Annotated in this window: 17 protein-coding genes; 5 read left to right on the forward strand and 12 right to left on the reverse strand. The window is 68.2% G+C overall.

The window, feature by feature from the left end:
• Nucleotides 1-17 precede the first annotated feature (17 nt).
• Nucleotides 18-1,361, reverse strand: a complete 1,344-nt coding sequence (locus AC5P98_RS13395; protein ID WP_014647801.1) for a TRZ/ATZ family hydrolase — start codon at nucleotides 1,359-1,361, stop codon at nucleotides 18-20.
• A 206-nt stretch (nucleotides 1,362-1,567) separates the two neighbouring features.
• The gene (gene efp / locus AC5P98_RS13400) at nucleotides 1,568-2,134 is read right to left on the reverse strand and encodes an elongation factor P (RefSeq protein WP_005410381.1); all 567 of its coding nucleotides are present in this window, start codon (nucleotides 2,132-2,134) and stop codon (nucleotides 1,568-1,570) included.
• Between the two features lie 96 nt (nucleotides 2,135-2,230).
• Here efp and epmB point away from each other — a divergent pair, with 96 nt between their 5' ends.
• Nucleotides 2,231-3,271 (forward strand): EF-P beta-lysylation protein EpmB, encoded by a 1,041-nt coding sequence (gene epmB / locus AC5P98_RS13405; RefSeq protein ID WP_087786550.1) that lies wholly within the window; start codon nucleotides 2,231-2,233, stop codon nucleotides 3,269-3,271.
• Nucleotides 3,272-3,338: 67 nt separating this feature from the next.
• On the opposite strand, the gene AC5P98_RS13410 is transcribed toward epmB, so the two are convergent.
• The 3 genes from AC5P98_RS13410 to AC5P98_RS13420 all read right to left on the reverse strand — a co-directional run bounded on the left by AC5P98_RS13410 (nucleotide 3,339) and on the right by AC5P98_RS13420 (nucleotide 7,211).
• Nucleotides 3,339-5,465: a putative bifunctional diguanylate cyclase/phosphodiesterase gene (locus AC5P98_RS13410; RefSeq protein ID WP_495230059.1), complete on the reverse strand. Its 2,127-nt coding sequence runs from the start codon at nucleotides 5,463-5,465 to the stop codon at nucleotides 3,339-3,341.
• Nucleotides 5,462-6,337, reverse strand: a complete 876-nt coding sequence (locus AC5P98_RS13415) for a phosphate/phosphite/phosphonate ABC transporter substrate-binding protein (RefSeq protein ID WP_227864238.1) — start codon at nucleotides 6,335-6,337, stop codon at nucleotides 5,462-5,464. The genes AC5P98_RS13410 and AC5P98_RS13415 overlap by 4 nt, the downstream gene beginning before the upstream one ends.
• A gap of 103 nt (nucleotides 6,338-6,440) precedes the next feature.
• A complete protein-coding gene (locus tag AC5P98_RS13420; protein ID WP_032956141.1) occupies nucleotides 6,441-7,211 on the reverse strand; it encodes an RNA methyltransferase in 771 nt (256 codons plus the stop codon).
• 120 nt (nucleotides 7,212-7,331) lie between these two features.
• Here AC5P98_RS13420 and AC5P98_RS13425 point away from each other — a divergent pair, with 120 nt between their 5' ends.
• Entirely contained in the window at nucleotides 7,332-8,159 is an 828-nt protein-coding gene (locus AC5P98_RS13425) for an inositol monophosphatase family protein (RefSeq protein WP_005417749.1), read from the forward strand.
• Between the two features lie 666 nt (nucleotides 8,160-8,825).
• Here the strand turns inward: AC5P98_RS13425 and htpX are convergent.
• The gene (gene htpX, locus AC5P98_RS13430) at nucleotides 8,826-9,692 is read right to left on the reverse strand and encodes a protease HtpX (protein ID WP_014647806.1); all 867 of its coding nucleotides are present in this window, start codon (nucleotides 9,690-9,692) and stop codon (nucleotides 8,826-8,828) included.
• Nucleotides 9,693-9,785: 93 nt separating this feature from the next.
• On the opposite strand from htpX, the gene gluQRS reads away from it, so the two are divergent.
• The 3 genes from gluQRS (at nucleotide 9,786) to phaR (ending at nucleotide 12,187) form a co-directional block, all read left to right on the forward strand.
• Complete coding sequence (gene gluQRS, locus AC5P98_RS13435) at nucleotides 9,786-10,706, forward strand: tRNA glutamyl-Q(34) synthetase GluQRS (protein WP_049408257.1); 921 nt, start codon at nucleotides 9,786-9,788, stop codon at nucleotides 10,704-10,706.
• A 17-nt stretch (nucleotides 10,707-10,723) separates the two neighbouring features.
• Nucleotides 10,724-11,464 carry a beta-ketoacyl-ACP reductase gene (locus AC5P98_RS13440; RefSeq protein WP_014647808.1) on the forward strand — a complete coding sequence of 247 codons (741 nt, stop codon included), beginning with the start codon at nucleotides 10,724-10,726 and terminating at the stop codon, nucleotides 11,462-11,464.
• Between the two features lie 183 nt (nucleotides 11,465-11,647).
• Nucleotides 11,648-12,187: a polyhydroxyalkanoate synthesis repressor PhaR gene (phaR, locus tag AC5P98_RS13445; RefSeq protein WP_032956189.1), complete on the forward strand. Its 540-nt coding sequence runs from the start codon at nucleotides 11,648-11,650 to the stop codon at nucleotides 12,185-12,187.
• A 74-nt stretch (nucleotides 12,188-12,261) separates the two neighbouring features.
• Here phaR and AC5P98_RS13450 read toward each other — a convergent pair whose 3' ends face one another.
• From AC5P98_RS13450 to AC5P98_RS13475, 6 genes are all read right to left on the reverse strand, one after another.
• Nucleotides 12,262-13,224, reverse strand: coding sequence for a TraB/GumN family protein (locus AC5P98_RS13450; RefSeq protein ID WP_049405938.1), 963 nt, complete (start codon nucleotides 13,222-13,224; stop codon nucleotides 12,262-12,264).
• Between the two features lie 2 nt (nucleotides 13,225-13,226).
• Nucleotides 13,227-14,156: a DUF1684 domain-containing protein gene (locus AC5P98_RS13455; protein WP_049405937.1), complete on the reverse strand. Its 930-nt coding sequence runs from the start codon at nucleotides 14,154-14,156 to the stop codon at nucleotides 13,227-13,229.
• An 11-nt stretch (nucleotides 14,157-14,167) separates the two neighbouring features.
• On the reverse strand, nucleotides 14,168-16,072 hold the full coding sequence (gene mutL, locus AC5P98_RS13460) for a DNA mismatch repair endonuclease MutL (protein WP_049405935.1): 1,905 nt from the start codon (nucleotides 16,070-16,072) through the stop codon (nucleotides 14,168-14,170).
• A gap of 146 nt (nucleotides 16,073-16,218) precedes the next feature.
• Complete coding sequence (locus AC5P98_RS13465; RefSeq protein WP_032956153.1) at nucleotides 16,219-17,787, reverse strand: N-acetylmuramoyl-L-alanine amidase; 1,569 nt, start codon at nucleotides 17,785-17,787, stop codon at nucleotides 16,219-16,221.
• Between the two features lie 82 nt (nucleotides 17,788-17,869).
• Nucleotides 17,870-18,352 (reverse strand): tRNA (adenosine(37)-N6)-threonylcarbamoyltransferase complex ATPase subunit type 1 TsaE, encoded by a 483-nt coding sequence (gene tsaE / locus AC5P98_RS13470; protein ID WP_049405932.1) that lies wholly within the window; start codon nucleotides 18,350-18,352, stop codon nucleotides 17,870-17,872.
• Nucleotides 18,349-19,833: an NAD(P)H-hydrate dehydratase gene (locus tag AC5P98_RS13475; protein WP_049405930.1), complete on the reverse strand. Its 1,485-nt coding sequence runs from the start codon at nucleotides 19,831-19,833 to the stop codon at nucleotides 18,349-18,351. Before AC5P98_RS13475 ends, tsaE begins: the two co-directional genes overlap by 4 nt.
• Nucleotides 19,834-19,855 lie beyond the last annotated feature (22 nt).

The following is a 19,855-nucleotide window of genomic DNA, read 5'->3' on the forward strand; positions in this document are numbered from 1 at the left end:
CCTTGCGGCGCCAGGGTTCAGGCGCGGATATGGCGGATGCGCTCGCGCCACTGGCGCGCGTTGGCGATGATGCCCGGCAGGTCCATGCCGACCAGCTCGCGCTGCACCAGCTTCGGCTTGCCGGCGATCCAGACATCGCTGACCTGCTGGCGGCCGGTGGCGTACACCAGCTGCGACAGCACGTTGTGCAGCGGCTGTGTTTCCAGCGCGGACAGATCAACGCAGACCAGGTCGGCCTGCTTGCCGACTTCGATCGAGCCGATGCGGTCGCCGAAGCCCAGCGCGCGTGCGCCACCCAGCGTGGACGCGCGCAGCGTGGTTGCCGCGTCCAGTGCAGTGGCGTCGTCGGCCACGGCCTTGGCCAGGATCGCCGCGGTGCGGTTCTCGCTGAACATGTCCAGGTCGTTGTTGCTGGCGCAGCCATCGGTACCGATCGCCAGGTTCACGCCTGCGCGCTGCAGGGCGCAGGCCGGGCAGAAACCGGAGGCCAGCTTCAGGTTCGATTCCGGGCAATGCACCACGCTGACGCCACGTTCGGCGCACAGGTGGATTTCCGCATCAGTCAGCTGGGTCATGTGCACCGCGATCAGGCGGTCGTTGACCAGGCCGAGCCGATCCAGCCGCGCCAGCGGGCGCTGGCCGTGCAGCCTGATCGAATCGTTGATTTCCTGCGCGGTCTCGTGGGTGTGCAGGTGCACCTGCATGTCGAGCTGGTCGGACAGCATCCGCACCCGCTCGAAGTTGGCATCATTGACCGTGTAAGGCGCATGCGGCGCGAACGCGGTGCCGATCAGCGGATCGGTGCGCCACTGGTCGTGCAGTTCACCGGCCTTGGCGAAGTACTCGTCGTCGGTCTTGGCCCAGGCGGTGGGGAAATCGATGATGACCGCGCCCACCAGCGCGCGGAAACCGTGTTTCTTGTAGACCGCGGCCTGCACGTCGCCGAAGAAGTAGTTCTCGTTGGCGCAGGTGGTGCCGCCGCGCAGCATCTCGGCGATGGCCAGGGTGGTGCCGTCGGCAACGAACTCGGGGCCGATCACCGCCGCTTCCACCGGCCAGATGTGCTGCTGCAGCCAGGTCATCAGCGGCAGGTCGTCGGCAACGCCGCGCAGCAGGGTCATCGGGTTGTGCGTGTGCGCGTTGACCAGGCCCGGCATCAGCGCAGCCTCGGGTCGGCTCACCACCTGGGTGGCGCGGAAGCGTGCGCGCGCCTCGGCACGCGGCAGGATGGCCACGATCTCGCTGCCACGCACGGCAACGGCATGGTCTTCCAGCACCACCGCATGCGGCTCGATCGGAACGACGTAACCGGCTTCGATGAGCAGGTCGCAGGCTTCGGGGAGGTGCGGGCTATCGCTCATGCGGGCTCACTGGCTGTGGGGGCGGCGAGATACTTCTGGGGACACGCCCCTGAGTCAGGGGCTGCCGCGAAGCGGCGGGGTCTGGAGACCCGTGAAGCGGGGCCCATGATCTGCCGAAGCAGATCATGGGAGCGCCAGCGCGAATGTGCTGGCGCGTACCCGGCCAGCGGCCGGCACTACCGCAAGGTCGGCCTATGGCCGGAACCTTACTTGACGCGTGCGGAGTATTCGCCCGAACGGGTGTCGACGCGGATCACTTCGTCCTGGTTGACGAACAGCGGCACGCGGACCACGGCGCCGGTTTCCAGGGTGGCCGGCTTGCCGCCGCCGCCCGAGGTGTCGCCACGGACGCCCGGATCGGTTTCGGTGATCTTCAGTTCGACGAAGTTCGGCGGCTGCACGAAGATCGGCTCACCGTTCCACAGGGTGACCACGCAGGACTCTTCGCCCTTCAGCCACTTTTCGGCGCCGCCCATGCCGGCCTTGGTGGCCTGGACCTGCTCGAAGGATTCCGGGTCCATGAAGTGCCAGTACTCACCGTCGCTGTACATGAAGTTCATGTCGGTATCGACGACGTCGGCTGCATCCAGCGAGTCGGTCGACTTCATGGTCACTTCCTGGGTACGGCCGTCCTTGATCAGGCGGTACTTCACGCGGGTGAAGGCCTGGCCCTTGCCCGGCTTGACGTATTCGGTGTCGATGATGACGGCCGGTTGGTTGTTGACCAGGATCTTCATCCCGTTCTTGACGTCGTTCATGCCGTAGCTGGCCATGCGTAAACTCCTGAGTGGCAAAAACGCCGCGGGTGCGGCGAGCCGTTAGAATGGAAAGCCCACCGGGTGCCGGTGGGCGACTGTTTTTCTGCCCCCATGATAACCGCAGGCCCCCTCTCCATGCAGCTTTCCGCCTTCCCCCGGCCCCAGTCGCCAGGCGCGCCCGCGCGCTGGCAGCAGCTCTGGCGCCAGGCGCTGCGCGACCCGCACGCTCTGCTGGCCCGGCTGCAGCTGGACCCGGCCGCGCTGGGTGTCTCGGAGGCGGCCATTGCCCAGTTCGCGCTGCGCGTGCCGGAGGGCTTCGTGGCGCGCATGCGCGTGGGCGACGCGGCCGACCCGCTGCTGCGCCAGGTGCTGCCCGTCGACGAGGAAATGCGCCCGGCACCCGGGTTCAGTTTCGATGCGGTGGGTGATGGTGCCGCCAGGAAGGCCACCGGCGTCATCCAGAAGTACCGTGGACGCGCCCTGCTGGTCGCCACCGGCAGTTGCGCGATCAACTGCCGCTACTGCTTCCGCCGCCACTTCGACTATGCCGCGGAAAACGCCGCCAAGGGCGGCTGGCAGGAGGCCGTAGCGGCCATCGCGGTCGACCCGGACATCGACGAGGTCATCCTGTCCGGCGGCGACCCGCTGTCACTGGCCACGCACAAGCTGGCCGAGCTGACCGATGCGCTGCGCGCGATCCCGCACATCCGCCGCCTGCGCATCCACACCCGGCTGCCGATCGTGCTGCCGGAGCGCGTGGACGAGGAGCTGCTGGCCTGGCTGGGCAGCCTGCCGTGGCCGCTGGCGATCGTGGTCCACGCCAACCATGCCAATGAGTTCGACGCCAGCGTGGACGCTGCGATGAGCCGCCTGCGCGGCGTCGGCGCCCAGCTGCTGAACCAGGCCGTCCTGCTGCGCGGGGTCAACGACAGCGTGCAGGCCCTGCAGGACCTGAGCGAGCGCAGCTTCGCCGCCGGCGTGCTGCCCTATTACCTGCACCAGCTGGACCGGGTCGAGGGCGTGGCCCACTTCGAAGTGGACGACAGCCAGGCCAAGGCGCTGATTGCCGGCCTGACCGCACGCCTGTCCGGCTACCTGATCCCCAAGCTGGTGCGCGAACTGCCCGGCGACCCGAGCAAGCGCCCGCTGTAATTCCGCAGGGGGTCAGATCCCTTTTTCCTGCGGAAAAGGGATCTGACCCCGACACAACAACCGTCGGTCAGAGACCCGATTCGATCATCCGCACCACTTCGGTGGCAGTCACCGGGTGGCTCAGCCAGTAGCCCTGGCCAAGATCGCAGCCGCGCTGCACCAGCAGTTCGAACTGCGCCTGCTGCTCGATGCCTTCGGCCACCACCGTGATGCCCAGCGCGTGGGCCATGGCGATGATGGCCGTGGTCAGTGCCAGATCGTCGGGATCGCGCTGCATGTCGGCCACGAAACTCTTGTCGATCTTCACGCCGTCCACCGGCACCTGGCGCAGGCGGCTGAGACCGGAGAAGCCCGTTCCGAAATCATCCAGCCAGACCTTCACGCCAGTGCGGTGCAGCTTGTCCAGCAGCTGCGCGGCAACCATCTCGTCGCCGATCACTGCGGTTTCGGTCAGCTCCAGGTGCAGGCGCGAGGCCGGTAGCCCGGACTCATGCAGGCACTGTGCAACCAGCGCCGGCAGCTCGCCGCCGCGCAGCTGCCGCGGTGATACGTTCACCGACACGAACAGATCGTCGCCGCCCGCACCCCGTGGCCACTGCGAGGCTTCCATGCAGGCCGCACGCAGCACCTTCGGGCCGATGATCTCGATCAGCCCGCTCTGCTCGGCCACTTCGATGAACACCGACGGCGGAATCGTACCCAGGGTCGGATGCTGCCAGCGCAGCAGCACTTCGACGCCGACCATGCGGCGGTCGCGCATGCGGAAGATCGGCTGGTAGGCCAGGCGCAGCTCGCCGCGCTCCCAGGCCCCGCGCAGTTCCTGCTCCATGTGCACGCGGCGCTCGACCGCATGGTCCATCGCCCGGCTGTAATGGCGGTAGCAGTTCTTGCCGGCCATCTTCGCCTGGTACATGGCGATGTCGCCGTTCTTCAGCAGCGTGGTCGCATCGGCGGCATCGTCCGGGAACAGGGTCACGCCGATCGAGGTCCCCAGGAACAGCTCCCTGCCCTGTACCACCAGCGGCTTGCCCAGTTCGCGCACCAGCACCTCGGCCAGCAGCCGGGCGTTCGCGGCCACGTCGCCATCGCCGACCAGGATCACGAACTCGTCGCCGCCGAAGCGGGCCAGCAGCGCCTCATCGCCTCCCGCTTCGGCAACCGCGCGCCCGATGCGCTGTGCGAACTGCAACAGCGCTTCGTCACCGGCCTCATGGCCAAGGGTATCGTTGACGCGCTTGAAGTCGTCGATATCGGCGAACAGCAGGCCCAGCCGATGATTGGATGCGCGCGCCGCCATCAGGCGATGGTCCAGTGCTTCCCGGAACGCCAGCCGGTTGGTCAACCCGGTCAGCGCATCGGTATAGGCCATGCGCCGCACCTCGCGGTCATGGCGGGCGATGGAATCGCGCATCCGGGCAAAGCCGCGCACCAGCTCGCCGACCTCGTCATTGCGGGTGTTCTCGGCCAGCGGCGCCTGGTAGTCGCCAGCCTCGATGCGGCGTGCCGCAGCGGCCAGGTCCCGGATCGGCGCCACCAGGGTGCGCTGCACGTACAGGATCACCGCCACGCCGATCACCACCAGCAGGCCCAGCATCAGCAGCAGCCAGCCCAGGTGGCGGCTGCCGACCTGCTGCAGGCGCTCGCCGAGCGTGGCATTGGCTGCCTGTTCGCGCTGCTGCACCTCGTCCAGCGCCATGCCGACGCGGACGCCGCCGATGCGCTGGTTGCCGACCATGATCGGCATGGTGTTGTCGAGCACCTTGGGCGATTCCTGCACCACCAGCGCCTGCGCCACCGCGGCCTTGGGAGCGAGCGGGTCGGCCATCGGCTGGCCGAAGCCGGACACCTCGATCGAGCCGTCATGCACCAGCCGGCCACGGTCGTCGAACACCAGCACATAGCGCACGACCGGCTGCCGTGCGGTGCTGCGCACCAGCGCACCGACCTGGTCCAGGTCGCGGTAGTACAACGGGTTGGCCAGCGCGTCGGACAGCTCGCGCGCCATCGCTTCGCCGCGGCTGCGCACGCTGCGGTCGAACAGTTCATGGATGACGCCACCACTGAGGTTGCGCACCTCGCCCTGCATCGCCGCCTGCCGCCCCAGCAACACTGCCAGGATCGCCACCACCACGACCATCGCCCCGCCCATCGCAAGCAGGAACCGGGCCTGCATTCCCGAGCCGAGCCACTTCATTCCACTTCCATCCGCACGCGCGTCAATCCTTGTTTCAATTCATCCAGCCGCTGCTGCGCATGCGCATCGACGCGGTGGAAACCGGAAGTACCGAAAAACCGATGCAACGCCCCCTGCGCCTGCGGGTCACTGGCCGCCTGCAGCAGGACGTCCTGCAGCCGGTCACGCACCCGCGGGTCGAGGTCGGCGCGCACCATCTCCACCGCCCGCGGGTAGGGCCTGGTGCGCAGCAGCTCGCGGAAGTCGCGCCGGAATGCCGCCGGCATCCTTCGCTCGTCGTTCCAGTCCACGCTGCTCACCGCCCCCACGTCAACCACGCCCTTGTGCACGAACGTAGCGATGTTCAACTCGCTGCGCGCGAACACATACCCCACACTGTCCCGGCCCGGCATGTCCCACACGCCGGCCAGGATCTGCGGCGCCAGCCCCTCCTGCAGCAGCGTCATCACCGGCACCAGGTAGGCACTGGTGGACGCCGTGTTCTGCAACGCCAGGCGATGCCCACGCATATCCTGGATGCGCTGGACCGGACTGTCGCGGCGCACGAAGAACACGGTCTGGTACTCACGCACACCATTGCGCTCGGTCAGCAACAACGGCCGCGCGCCACTGCGCTGGCCGAGTGCCACCGCCGTACCCGACGTTTCCGTGACCCAGTCGACCCGCCCCCGCCGCAGATAGCTGGCCATCTGCTGCGGGTCGCGCGCCATCAGGATCCGCCCCTCCTTGATGCCGACGTCATGCATGCGTGCCACCACATAGTCCAGCAACGGCTGCAGCTGCTCGTAATGGGCCTTGGGATCATCGCTGATCCGGCCCAGCACCAGCACCGGGTCCGGTGCTGCATGCACCGTCCCGGCCAGCAGGATCATGACCAGGCTCAGCAGTCCCCTCTGCACTGCCCTTCGCAGACCCGACACAGGCTTCATCCCCCCTGGGTATCCGGACAGACTACCCGAAAAAATGAGAACGTCGTCAGCTGTCCTTGTTGCCCGCTTGTGCCAGTCGCGCCATGCGCTGGGTGTCGGCCAGGATGCCGCGCAACAGGCGCACTTCCTGCTCGCTCGGCTCGCTGCGCAGGAACAGGCGGCGCAGCTTGCGCATCGCTGATTCCGGTGCGCGGCCCTTGTGGAAATCGATCTCGTCCAAGGTGTCGCCGAGCTGGGCGAAGAAGCTCTCCATCTGCTCATGGCTGGCGGCCTGTTCGCGGAAACCCGGCTCGGCGTCGGCGGCCGGCTGCGCGCCCAGCAGCTGCATGCGCGTTTCATAGGCCAGCACCTGCACCGCGGCTGCCAGGTTGAGCGAGCTGAACGCCGGGTCGGATGGAATATGCACCGCCGCATGGCAGAGCTGCAGTTCCTCGTTGGTCAGCCCGGTGCGCTCGCGACCGAACACCAGCGCCACCTCGGCGCCCTCGCCCGCCTTGGCCACCGCACGGGCGGCGGCATCGGCCGGCAGGTACTCCTCCAGCTGGACGCGGCGGGCACGGGCGGTGCAGCCCAGCACCAGTCGGCAATCGGCCACGGCCTCGGCCAGGGTGGCCACCACCGGGGCGTCCCCCAGCACGTCTTCGGCACCGGCCGAGCGGCGGAAAGCCTCCTCGTCCAGCGGTTTTTCGGGGGCGACCAGCACCAGGCGGGCCAGGCCCATGGTCTTCAGGGCACGGGCGGCAGCGCCCATGTTGCCGGGGTGCTGGGTACCGACCAGGACGAATCGGAGGCGGGTGGCGGCGGGAAACTGGGACATGAACAGGGAAAAGGTCGAGCTGGACGATGACCAATGGTAAACTGTGCGGCCGGCCACTGCGCCGGACCCGCTCTTTTCCCCCGCCAGTCCATCTCTTCTGCCTTTCCGGGAGCCCACGCCATGCAGAAACCCGCCGTCACCGTCATGGTCAAGGCCGCCCGCCTCGCCGGCAACGTCCTGTTGCGCAACATCAACAAGCTCGAGGCACTGAACGTGGTGCAGAAGGGCCGGATGGACTACGCCAGCGAAGTGGATGCGGACGCGGAAAAGGTCATCGTCAAGGAACTCAAGCGCGCTTACCCGGACTACGGCATCTTCGGCGAAGAAGGTGGCGTGCAGGGCGAGCGCCGCCAGATGTGGGTCATCGACCCGCTGGACGGCACCAGCAATTACCTGCGCGGCGTGCCGCACTACTGCGTGTCGATCGCCCTGGTCGAGAATGGCGAACCGACCGATGCGGTCATCTTCGACCCGCTGCGCAATGAACTGTTCACCGCAAGCCGTGGCGCTGGCGCCGTGCTGAACGACCGCCGCATCCGCGTGGCCGATCGCAAGGACCTGGAAGGCACGATGATCCACACCGGCTTCGCACCGCGCGAGCGCAGCCGTGCCAGCGCCCAGCTGAAGGCGGTTGACGCCCTGCTGGTGCACGGCGAGGACATCCGCCGCACCGGTTCGGCCGCACTGGACCTGGCCTACGTGGCCTGCGGCCGCGCCGACGCCTACTTCGAAGCCGGCGTGAAGGCGTGGGACATCGCCGCCGGCCTGCTGCTGGTCCGCGAGGCGGGTGGCAAGGTCTGCGACTTCAAGGGCGCGACCCTGGGCCGCATGGACAACCGTGGCCCGGAGACCCACCAGATCGTGGCCGGCAACCTGAAGGTGGCCGAGTCGCTGCAGAAGGTGCTGGTCAACACCGGTTATGCGGCGGAGTTCGACGCGAAGTTCTGAGGTTTCGCGTAATGCGGTTCATGGAGACGGCACCTGCGAGGGTGCCGTTTTCGTTTGCGCGCACGGAGAGTCGTTTCCGCGACCGCGGAGGGGTGTCACTTTCTTTGCGCGCAAAGAAAGTAACCAAAGAAACGCTCCGCCGGCCGCGAGCCGTCGCTACGCGACGGTTCCCTGCGCTTCTCGGAGAATCAGGGGACGGCGCCGAACTCGCTGCGCTCAGACACCGGCGCCTCTTCGCCCCTGATTCCCCTGCGATGCTCGGCTCGCTCAAGGCGGACTGGAAGGTCAAGATCAAGAACAACAGCATCCACGCGTCGCGAAGATGTACTGGGTGCAGCTGTGGCATTTGTCCTTGGGTCCGCCTTGAGCGAGCCGAGCACCGCAGGTCCGGCGAGGGCGAAGAGGTGCGGGTGTCTGAGCGCAGCGAGTTCCCGCACCGTCCCTCGACGGGCCGAGGAGCGCAGGGTACCGGCGTGCGCAGCACGTCGGCTCGCGCCCCGGCGGCGTGTTTCTTTGGTTACTTTCTTTGCACGAGCAAAGAAAGTGACACCTCCCCGCAGGCGCGGAAACGATCCGCCGGGCACGATCCGGCATCAGCAATGCATCGCGCAAACAAAAACGCCCGGCGCGAAGCCAGGCGTTCCTGCACTACCGTGGAGCGGTGGCTTACGCCGCCGTCGACGCCCGCAGCGCGGCGATGCGCTCTTCCAGCGGCGGGTGGCTCATGAACAGCTTCTTGGCCGTCGAACCGGAAATGCCGAAGGCGGCGATCTGGGTCGGCAGCGTGCTCTGGCCGTGGTTCAGCTGCAGGCGCTCCAGCGCGGCGATCATCTTCTGGCGGCCCGCCAGCGAGGCACCACCCGCATCGGCACGGAACTCACGGTGGCGCGAGAACCACATCGAGATCATCGTGGCGAACAGGCCGAACACCATCTCCAGCACGAACACGATGATGTAGTAGGCGAAGCCGCGGCCGCCGCCTTCGCGGTTGCCCGACAGTGCGCTGTCGATGATGCCGCCGACCACGCGGGCCAGCACGATCACGAAGGTGTTCAACACGCCCTGCAGCAGTGCCATGGTGATCATGTCACCGTTGGCGACATGGGCGATCTCGTGGCCCAGCACCGCTTCGGCCTCGTCTTCACTCATGTTGTGCAGCAGGCCGGTGGACACCGCCACCAGCGCATTGTTGCGGTTGGCACCGGTAGCGAAGGCATTGATCTCCGGGCCGTCATAGACCGCCACCTCGGGCATGCCGATGCCGGCCGCCTTGGCCTGCCGCTCGACGGTGGCCAGCAGCCAGCGCTCAGTCTGGTTGCGCGGCTCGGTGATCACCACCGCACCGGTGGAGCGCTTGGCCATCCACTTGGACAGCAGCAGCGAGATGAAGGAGCCACCGAAGCCGAAGATCGCGGCCATGACCAGCAGGCCACTCATCTGGCTCGGATTGACCCCCAGCAACGACATCACGATGCTGGCGAGGATCAGGACCGCGAAGTTGGTCGCCAGGAACAGGGCAATGCGGGTAAACATGGGAAAATCCGGCTCGGAAGGGGTCGATACCAGTCAATTTGCGGTGTGGTCAGCTTGAATTCAAGCGCCAACCTGACCGACGATTCAGCCAGCATGACCTCCCCCATTTCCTGCGGCCGCTTCGCGCCCTCGCCGACCGGCCTGCTCCACCCCGGATCCCTGCTTGCCGCCTTCGGCAGCTGGCTGCTCGCCCGCCATCACGGCGGCCTGTGGCGGCTGCGCATTGAAGACGTCGATCCGCCGCGCACGGTGCCTGGCGCCGCGGAGGCACAACTGCAGGCGCTGGCCGCCTTCGGCCTCACCCATGACGGCCCGGTCCTGTGGCAGAGCGCGCGCGGGGAGGCCTACCAGGCCGCGCTCGACGTGCTGCTGGCCAGCGATCTGGCCTTTGTCTGCCACTGCAGCCGCAGCGAACTGGCCGCCAGCGGCGGCATCCACCACCGCTGCGTTGCGCGACAGCCACGACCGGACCCTGCCGTCCGCTTCCGCGTGCCACGCGGCAGCGTCGTGCACTTCGATGATGGCCTGCGCGGCCCGCAGCGACAGGACGTGCATGCCGAGGTTGGCGACTTCGTGCTGCGCCGTGCAGATGGCTGCTGGGCCTACCAGTTGGCCGTGGTGGTCGATGACGCCGAACAGGGCGTGACCGAAGTGGTGCGCGGCGCCGACCTGCTCGATTCCACCGCGCGGCAGATCCTGCTGCAGCAGGCGCTGGGCCTGGCCGTGCCACGCTACTGGCACCTGCCTCTGCTGCTCGATGCACCGGGGCACAAACTGTCCAAGTCGCTGGCGTCGCTGCCGGTGGACAGCACGCGGCCGGTGCCGGTATTGCGCGCGCTCTGGCAGCTGCTGGGCCAGGCGCCTGCCGCACTGGACGGCGCCGATGAGCGGGATGCGCTGCTGGAGGCTGCGCAACGGGCGTTCGACCCGGCGCGGCTGCCGCGGACCGACATCCTGTTGCCGGCCGGCGCACTTTCCGCGCCGATGTTGCAGAATCCCCCTTCCCCCACCTGATACCCGGACAGCACTCCATGACATCTCGCGTCGCACTGGTCACCGGCGGAACCGGCGGCATCGGTACCGCCATCTGCCAACGCCTGGCCGACCAGGGCCACCGGGTCGCCACCAACTACCGCGACGAGGCCAAGGCCCGCGCCTGGCAGCAGGCGATGACCGAGCGCGGCTACCACGTGGCGATCTTCCCGGGCGATGTCTCCGATCCGGACAGCGCCGAAGCACTCGTGCGCGCCGTCGAGGCCGAGCTGGGCCCGGTCGAGATCCTGGTCAACAACGCCGGCATCACCCGTGACACCACCTTCCACCGCATGCGCGCGGACCAGTGGCACGATGTGATCAACACCAATCTCAACTCGGTGTTCAACGTCACCCGGCCGGTCATCGAGGGCATGCGCCGCCGCGGCTGGGGCCGGGTCATCCAGATCAGCTCGATCAACGGCCTGAAGGGCCAGTACGGCCAGGCCAACTACGCTGCGGCCAAGGCCGGCATGCACGGCTTCACCATCTCGCTGGCCCGCGAGAACGCCGGCTTCGGCATCACTGTCAACACCATTTCGCCCGGCTACGTCGCCACCGACATGGTGATGGCGGTTCCGGAGGACGTGCGCGCCAAGATCATCGCCGACATCCCGACCGGACGCCTCGGCAAGCCGGAAGAAATCGCCTATGGCGTGTCCTTCCTTGTGGCCGAGGAAGCCTCGTGGATCACCGGCAGCAACCTGGACATCAACGGCGGCCACCACATGGGCTGGTGAGCCGCGCAGGGGGGCGCCGCGGCATGCACCGGCGGCCCCTGCCGATGGTCATGCTGCGCAGCACGCAAACCCTTGTTGCGCAACATGATCGCCCCTGAAAGCCAAGCCTGGCGGGGGCTGGAGCGGTTGCAACCGCTGCTGCACTGCGCCATGCTGCGCGTCTACTGTGACGAGTACCGCTTCATGGCTGCGACCCGCATCATCAAGAAGTATCCGAACCGCCGTCTCTACGACACCGAGATCTCCAGCTACATCACCATCGAGGACGTGCGCCAGCTGATCCTGGACGGTGAAGACTTCGAAGTCCGCGACGCCAAGAGCGGCGACGACCTCACTCGATCGGTCCTGCTGCAGATCATCGCCGACCAGGAACAGGACGGCGAACCGATGCTGTCCACCCAGCTGCTGAGCCAGCTGATCCGCTTCTACGGCGATTCCCTGCAGGGCTTCATGGGCAACTATCTGGAGCGCAGCATGCAGGTCTTCCTCGACCAGCAGCAACAGTTCCGCCAGCAGATGGGCAACCTGCTGGGCCAGACCCCGTGGGCGATGATGAACCAGCTGACCGAGCGCAACCTGGAGTTGTGGCAGGAATTCCAGCGCAGCATGGGCAGCGGTTTCGGTGGCCCGCGCCCGGGCGGTACCGGAACGGGAACCGGCACCGGCAACAAGCCCGGCGAACCGGGCACCGGCACCGGCACCGGCGGCAAGACCCGCCGCTGAACGGCAGCTACGGCTGATACGAAAACGGCGCGCCCCTGGCGCGCCGTTCTGTTTGGCATCGCGCCAACGATGCGTCAGCGTTTCGCCTTGCACCCCGTGCACACGCGCTCGACCTTGTAGCCCTTGGCCTTCAGCTTCTCGACCACGCCATCACTGCCCAGCAGGTGCAGCGTGCCGACCACCACCAGCGTACCGCCCTGCCCGGCCTGCAGGTACGGCTGCAGCTTCGGCACCCAGGCATCGTTGCGCCCGGTGTTGATGCGCTGGTACAGCTGCGGATACTGCTGGCGCATCTCCGCCGCCATCTTGGTCCACAGCAGGCGCTCGTCGCCGCGACGCCATGCATCATGCAGCAGCCGCGCCTGCTCATCGGCCTTGCCGGCCTGGTCCAGCGCTTCGGCCAGCATCTGCCGCTGCTCCTGCACCGTCATCCCGTCAAGCATGCCGATCTGGGTATCGATGTCCTCCAGACCCGCCGTCTTGCGGCCGGTCTTCTGCGCACGCTCCATGAAGTGGCGGTCCAGGCCCAGCGCCGGGTCCAGGCCCAGTTTCTGCATCTGCCCGACCGAAATGCTCAGGCCGACAAACCAGGCCTTCATGCCCTGCATCTGCGCCAGCGGCAGCTGGTTCTGGGCAGCAAAGGCCTGCAGCTTCTGCCAGGTCGGCGCATCCAGATCACGCTTCAGCTCGCTGCCATCGGTGCGGGTCGCGGCCTGCACCATGCGGCTGGCCAGCTGCGGCGACTGCATGTCTTCCGGCGACAGCTCGAACACCACCCGCTGCGAGGCCTCGAACGCCTGCTCGACATCGGGCGACAGCGGGTAGTCCTGCGGCTTCAGCAGGTGGAACGACCCCAGCAGGTAGACGCGTGCATCGCCCGGGCCGGTGACTTTCCACAACAGCGGTACGGGCGGCTTGGCCGCCGCGGCGGTCGCGGCCGCAGCCGTGGTGCCCGGCGCATCGCGGGCAGTGGCCAGGGGTGCCATCGCGCACGCCGCCATCAGCAGCGCGGCACGGAACAGGTGTTTGATCGGCATGGTCAGCCTTCTCCTTCAGGCAGGTGGTACGCCTTCTCGCCCGCTTCCACGCGCAGGTCCAGCCGGTTTTCCGGTGGCGCCAGCGGACAGGTGGCGTAGGCGGTGAACGCGCACGGCGGGTTGTAGGCATGGTTGAAATCGATGCGCACGGTGCCGTCTGCGGCGGGCGCACCGGTATCCAGGTAGCGACCGGCCGGATAGCTGCCGCGGCCGCTGGTGCGGTCGGCGAAGATCAGGAACAGCGGCTGCCCGGGCGCACCGATCGCTTCCAGCCGCCAGCTGCGACCATCGCGTTCGAACTCGACCGCGCCGGCATTGGGCATCTCGGTGGTCAGGCCGGTGATGTCGACGATCGGCAGGGTCTTGCCCGGCGGGTGCGCGATGAAGCGCGCCTGCACCTGCCAGTCCACGCCGCCCGGCCAGTACTGCAGGCCGGCAAAGTCACGCCGCGCAGGCGCATCGGCATGCTTGACCCGCAGCGCGTCCCGCGGCCCCCGGCGGATGATGCTGAGCTGGCCCTTGCCGCCATCGAAGGCCAGCAGCGTCGGTTGCGCGTCCTTGTCGGTGTCAACTCGGATGCGGCCGCGCACCGGCAGGCCATCATGACTGACATCGACACCGGCTTCAGGCGTGAACCACCACTGCGTCCCTTCGCGACGCAGCAGGCCCAGCTTGTCCGGGCCAACCGTCAGGCGGATGCCGTTGGTAGCGCCGCTGCCAACGAAATGCGATTTGTTCTGCAGCCAGTGCAGGCCCACCAGCGCCGTCCAGCCATCGGGCCGGGTCAGGTCCTGGTAGCGCGCTACACGCCATTGTTGCTGCGCGGCCGCGTAGGCCGGATCTTCAGCGGCCGTCGGCACCGGCGGTGTTGCCGGGCTGCAGGCGGCCAACACCACGGCGGCCAGCAGGCCCGCCATTCCCCGATAACGCATCGATGCTCCCCTCAACGTCCGCGCAGGAACCAGCGGTCGATCTCCGCCAGCGAAAAACGGGCCCAGGTCGGTCGGCCGTGGTTGCACTGGCCGGACCGTTCGGTGATTTCCATGTCGCGCAGCAGCGCGTTCATTTCCGGCAGGGTCAAGCGCCGGTTGGCACGCACCGCGCCGTGGCAGGCCATGGTCGACAGCAGTTCGTCGCGTGCACTGGCCACGCGGCGGCTCTGGCCATGCTCGCGCAGGTCGGTCAGCACGTCGCGCAGCAGCCCTTCCGGTTCGGCATGCGCCAACAATGCCGGAATGCTGCGCACGTGCAGCGAACCGGGGCCGGCACGGGTCACCTCGAAGCCGAGCGCCGCCAGGGTTTCGGCTTCGCTTTCGGCGGTGTCGGCCTCGCGCTCGCCCACTGCCAGCGTGATCGGCACCAGCAACGGCTGCGACTGCAGGCCGATGCCATCGTGCGCGTTCTTCAGGCGCTCGTAGCCGATGCGTTCGTGGGCCGCATGCATGTCGACCACGATCAGGCCTTCGGCGTTCTCGGCCAGGATGTAGATGCCATGCAGCTGCGCGATCGCATAGCCCAGCGGAGGCACGCCTGCGTCGGCACTGGTGACCGGCAGTCCGTTCTCGGTCGGCATCGGCGGCAGCGCAGCACCGCGCTCGGCGCCGGCCGGTGCGGCATACAGCGCGGCATAGGCAGCCGGTGCATCGGCCACCTGCAGGCCCAGCGGCTGCTGCGGGCGCCATCCGGAGAATCCGCCACCACCACCTCCCGAGCCGGCACCCGGCGCGGGCCCACGCACCAGCCCGAATCCCGACGCGCCTGCGCTCGATGCCATCGGCACGGCCGTGGCATCCACCGGCTGCGCAGCACCGGCACCGATCTCCTGCGCCGACATGCCGGCGCGGGTATCGGCCAGCGCATCCTTCAGCGTGCGGTAGACGAAATCATGGACCAGCCGCGAATCACGGAAGCGCACTTCGTGCTTGGCAGGGTGCACGTTGACGTCGACGCGGGTCGGATCCAGTTCCAGGAACAGCACATAGGCGGGCTGGCGGCCGTGGTACAGCACATCGCCGTAGGCCATCTTCACTGCGTGGGCGACGCTGCGGTCACGCACCGAGCGACCGTTGACGTACAGGTACTGCTGGTCGGCGCTCGCGCGCGAATAATGCGGCTGCGCGATCCAGCCATGCAGGCGCAGGCCGGCACCGCTGTGGTCCACGCGCACGGCCTGGTTGGCGAAATCCTCGCCCAGCGTTTCGGCAAGGCGCGCATCGGAATACAGATCGCCCGGCTTGTAGCGCCGCGAGGCCTTGCCGTTGTGCGACACGCGCAGCTCGACATCCGGCCGTGCCAGCGCCAGCGAACGCAGCCACTCTTCGATATGACCCAGTTCGGTGCGCTCGGCGCGCAGGAACTTGCGCCGCGCCGGCACGTTGTAGAACAGCTCGCGCACTTCCACCGTGGTGCCCGGCGCGTGCGCGCGCGGGGTCACCTCGCCGATCTTGCCGCCTTCGATCTGCAACGCCGAACCGTGCTCGTCATGCGCGCGGCGCGAGGCCAGGGTGAAGCGGCTGACCGAGGCGATCGAAGGCAGCGCTTCACCGCGGAACCCCAGCGTTGCCACCGATTCCAGATCGTCCAGGTCGGCGATCTTGCTGGTGGCGTGGCGCGATACCGCCAGGGGCAGCTGCTCCGGTGCGATGCCGCTGCCATTGTCGCGAATGCGGATCAGGCGTACACCGCCTTCTTCCAGATCGATGTCGACACGGCTGGCGCCGGCATCGATCGCGTTCTCGACCAGTTCCTTGACCACCGACGCGGGCCGTTCGACCACTTCGCCAGCGGCGATCTGGTTGATGAGGATCTCCGGCAACGGCCGGATCGGGCGCGGACCGGGCGCGCTCATGGGAGGTGATGGGCAGCAGACTTCATGGGTCGATGATAGCGGAGCTGCCGAGGATAGAGTCGAGCCATGCTCGACTGCGGGCTACCGACAAGGCCCAGTCGAGCGCGGCTCGACTCTACGGAAAGCAGCAACCCGCCTTCGGCGGCTTACTTGCTGCCGCCGGCCATGGTGCCGGCCGCGTCGATCTCGGCCTGGGCGCGGGCCGCATACAACGTCCCCGGCGGCGGCTGGCGGCTGAAGAAGGTGTGCACGCCGTCCAGCACGGCGCCAGCGATCTTGCGCTGGTACGCCGGGTCCATCAGGCGGCGTTCTTCATCCGGATTGGAGATGAACGCGGTTTCCACCAGCATCGCCGGCATGTCCGAGGTGCGCAGCACCGCGAAGTTGGCGCGCTCGATGTTCGGCTTGTGGTTGTTGCCGATCCGCTTCAGGCCGCCCAGCACGTGGCCGGCCGCGTCTTCGGACGCCTTCATGTAGCCGCTCTGCGCCAGGTCCAGCAGCACGTTGGCCAGGGTGCCTTCGGTCTGCTGCAGGCGCACGCCACCGACCAGGTCGGCCGCGTTTTCCTTGTCCGCCAGCCAGCGGGCGCGCTGCGAAGAGGCGCCCTTGGTCGACAGCACGTAGACCGATGAGCCCGTGGCCGAGCGGTTTTCGGCCGCGTCGGCATGGATCGAGATGAAGATGTCCGCCTTGTTCGCACGCGCCTTCTGCGCACGCATCGGCAGCGGAATGAACACGTCGCTGTCGCGCGTCAGGTAGGCCTTCAGGCCTGGCGTGGCGTTGACCTGGCGGGCCAGCTCGCGCGCCACTGCCAGAGTGACATCCTTCTCGCGCTTGCCGGTCGGGCCGATCGCACCCGGGTCCTGGCCGCCGTGTCCGGGATCGATCGCCACCACCAGGTGGCGCATGCCGGCCTGCATGCGGATACGCGACGCATCGCTGGGCATGACAGGACGCGGCGGTTCCACCGGCGTCGGTGCCGGTGTAGGCACGGTGGCCGGCGGCGTGGTCACCACCGCTGCGGTGCGCTGGCCGGCGAGGATCGCGGCCGGCGAAGACGACGGCGTGCTGCTGGCGGTGACACCGGCCGCAGCAACCTGGGCCGGCGCGGTGGTCGGTGCCGGGGTCGGCGTGGCCGGTGCGGCGGCAGTGGCGCTGGCCTGCTGCTGTACCTGTGCGGTCAGCAGGGCCGTGGCACGCGCGGCATCGGTGCGCGACTGCGCGCTCTCGGCCGGAGTCGGTACAGGTGCAGCTCCCGCCGCGGGCGCCTGCGGCTGCACGGCTGGCGTCGCCGCCGGGCGGCTGCTGGCCACGGCCGGGCCATCGCCCGGCCATTCGATCACCAGCTTGGATTCATTGCCCTCGCGCTGCATCTGCGGGCGGAACGGCGCCACCGATTCGGCGAGGTCGAAAACGACGCGGAACGTGCCCGGGACCGGCTGTCCGGTACGCACCGCCGTGACCACGCCCTGCGCGGCCGGCATCTTCAGGTTGCGTATGGCGCTGGAGTCGGGGAAATCGACCACCAGGCGGTTCGGGCCGGCCAGCGACAGGGTCTTGTAGCCGCCACTGCCGACCAGCGAGATCTCGGCACGGGTGCCGGTAGCGCCGGTGTTCAGCAGGACCTGTCGGACTTCACCCGCCCACGTACTGACGCTCGCCAGACCCAGTCCGACGGCGGCACAGATGGCGATGAGACGGTTCCCCGGGCGCATGGCTCAGGATTCAATCACCGCGCTGAACGGAATGCAACACCTTTTTCCTTAATAATCCGTAACCTGCCGGTCTTTGTTCTCGTCAGCCGACAGAAATGGCCTGCAAGTCGCCCCCTTGCGGCAACCGTTCCAGCCATTCATGTCCTACGTCGCTGGCCCCAGTGAGACGGACGCGTCGTCCCTGCCCCTCGATCTCCAGCGCCACCACCAGGTCGGTCGGCGGCAGCGCGCCGGCGCCCCGTTCCGGCCATTCGACCAGCCACAGCACCGCGCTGCCCTCGTCCAGGCCGAGGAAATCCAGCTCACCGGCCTGGCCGATGCGATACAGGTCCAGGTGCCACGCCTCGCCGCCACTGGCCAGCGGATAGCGCTCGACCAGGGTGTAGGTGGGGCTGCGGATCGCGCCCTGCACGCCCAGCGCGCGCAGCAGCGCGCGGGCCGTGGTGGACTTGCCGGCACCCAGGTCGCCGCGCAGTTCGATCAGCGCCTGCGGCGGCCGGGTGGCCGCCAGCCACTGCCCGAGCAGTTCGGTGGCGTCGCTGTCGGCAAGGAAGAATTCGGTCATGGGGAGAGGTCCGGGTTGGCCAGTCGCCGCAGCGGCGCCAGCAGATCAGTAGGAAGCAGGCCGCGCGCGCCATCGGCGGCAGCTGCATCGCCCGCCAGCGCATGCAGCAGCGCGCCCGCGGCCGCGGCATCGAAGGCCGCAAGGCCCTGCGCGCGCAGGCTGGCGATGATGCCGGTGAGCAGGTCGCCCATGCCTCCCACGGCCATCCCTGGGTTACCGGCAGCGATCAACCGGGGCGTTTGCCCAGGCGCTGCCACGATGCTGCCAGCGCCCTTCAGCACCACCACGGCATGGAAGCGCTCGGCCAGCATGTGCGCACAGGTGTAGCGGTCGGCCTGGATTTCAGCCGTGCTGCAGCCGAGCAGGCGCGCGGCCTCGCCCGGGTGCGGTGTGAGAATGGCATCGGGCAACGCGCGCGGATCCTGCGCCAGCAGGTTCAGGGCGTCAGCATCGACCACCAATGGCTTGTTGCTGGCCAGCACCCGCGCAAACAAGGCGCGTGCCCATTCGTCCTGGCCCAGACCGGGCCCGATCGCCACCACCTTCGCCTTGTCCAGCAGCGCCGGCAGCACATCGCCATCTTCCAGTGCATGGGTCATGGCCTCGGGCAACCGGGCCAGCAGTGGACCGACGTGGTCGCGGCGGGTGCCCAGGCTCAACAGCCCCGCACCCGCGCGCAAGGCGGCTTCGGCCGCCATCGCGATGGCACCGCCGCTGCCATGGTTGCCGCCGACGCACAGCACGTGCCCGGATTCGCCCTTGTGGGTATTGGCGCGGCGCGGTGGCAACAGGGCCCGCAACCTCACCTGCGTCCAGTGCTCCGCAGCGGGTACCACGCCTTGCCAGGCCGCCGCGGGCAACAGCAGGGGCGCCAGGACCTTGTGCCCGCAATGATCCAGCGCATCGCCGGAATACAGCCCGCGATGCGCCACGATGAACTGCAGGGTCAGTGCAGCGCGCACTGCTACGCCCGGCACCGCCCCACGGTCGGCATCGACGCCACTGGGAACATCCAGCGCCAGCAACGGCGCAGTCTGCGCGTTGAGCGCGGTAATCAACGCCTGCGCGGTACCCTCCGGCGCGCGATCAAAGCCCAGCCCGAACAGGGCATCAACCCAGACGTCGGCCTCGGGCAGCATGCCGTCGAAATCGGTGATGGTGCCGCCGCCGGACCTGAATTCAGATGCTGCACGCTGTGCCAGCGCGGTCGAGGGCGGCCTGCCCGGCAGGGCGATCACTGTCACCTCGCGCCCGGCCTGCAGCGCGTGACGGGCCAGCACATGGCCATCGCCCCCATTGTTGCCAGCGCCGACCACCACGCCGATCCGCCGCGCCTGCGGCCAATGCTGCAGCAGGCACTGCCAGGCGGCCTGGCCGGCCTGCGCCATCAGGCCCCAGCCGCCGTCGGCGGCCAACGCCGAGGCCTGCGCATCAAGCGCACGCGCGGCAGCGGAATCGAACAGATCGGCAAGGTTGGCCATGCAGGGATTTTATACTGGTGCA

The organism is Stenotrophomonas sp. YJH_SMC_135 (assembly GCF_059372355.1).

Coding starts and splice junctions, on each gene's coding strand:
- AC5P98_RS13395 (WP_014647801.1), bottom strand. CDS start 1,361: ATGAGCGATAGCCCGCACCTCCCCGAAGCCTGCGACCTGCTCATCGAA.
- efp (WP_005410381.1), bottom strand. CDS start 2,134: ATGGCCAGCTACGGCATGAACGACGTCAAGAACGGGATGAAGATCCTG.
- epmB (WP_087786550.1), top strand. CDS start 2,231: ATGATAACCGCAGGCCCCCTCTCCATGCAGCTTTCCGCCTTCCCCCGG.
- AC5P98_RS13410 (WP_495230059.1), bottom strand. CDS start 5,465: ATGAAGTGGCTCGGCTCGGGAATGCAGGCCCGGTTCCTGCTTGCGATG.
- AC5P98_RS13415 (WP_227864238.1), bottom strand. CDS start 6,337: ATGATCCTGCTGGCCGGGACGGTGCATGCAGCACCGGACCCGGTGCTG.
- AC5P98_RS13420 (WP_032956141.1), bottom strand. CDS start 7,211: ATGTCCCAGTTTCCCGCCGCCACCCGCCTCCGATTCGTCCTGGTCGGT.
- AC5P98_RS13425 (WP_005417749.1), top strand. CDS start 7,332: ATGCAGAAACCCGCCGTCACCGTCATGGTCAAGGCCGCCCGCCTCGCC.
- htpX (WP_014647806.1), bottom strand. CDS start 9,692: ATGTTTACCCGCATTGCCCTGTTCCTGGCGACCAACTTCGCGGTCCTG.
- gluQRS (WP_049408257.1), top strand. CDS start 9,786: ATGACCTCCCCCATTTCCTGCGGCCGCTTCGCGCCCTCGCCGACCGGC.
- AC5P98_RS13440 (WP_014647808.1), top strand. CDS start 10,724: ATGACATCTCGCGTCGCACTGGTCACCGGCGGAACCGGCGGCATCGGT.
- phaR (WP_032956189.1), top strand. CDS start 11,648: ATGGCTGCGACCCGCATCATCAAGAAGTATCCGAACCGCCGTCTCTAC.
- AC5P98_RS13450 (WP_049405938.1), bottom strand. CDS start 13,224: ATGCCGATCAAACACCTGTTCCGTGCCGCGCTGCTGATGGCGGCGTGC.
- AC5P98_RS13455 (WP_049405937.1), bottom strand. CDS start 14,156: ATGCGTTATCGGGGAATGGCGGGCCTGCTGGCCGCCGTGGTGTTGGCC.
- mutL (WP_049405935.1), bottom strand. CDS start 16,072: ATGAGCGCGCCCGGTCCGCGCCCGATCCGGCCGTTGCCGGAGATCCTC.
- AC5P98_RS13465 (WP_032956153.1), bottom strand. CDS start 17,787: ATGCGCCCGGGGAACCGTCTCATCGCCATCTGTGCCGCCGTCGGACTG.
- tsaE (WP_049405932.1), bottom strand. CDS start 18,352: ATGACCGAATTCTTCCTTGCCGACAGCGACGCCACCGAACTGCTCGGG.
- AC5P98_RS13475 (WP_049405930.1), bottom strand. CDS start 19,833: ATGGCCAACCTTGCCGATCTGTTCGATTCCGCTGCCGCGCGTGCGCTT.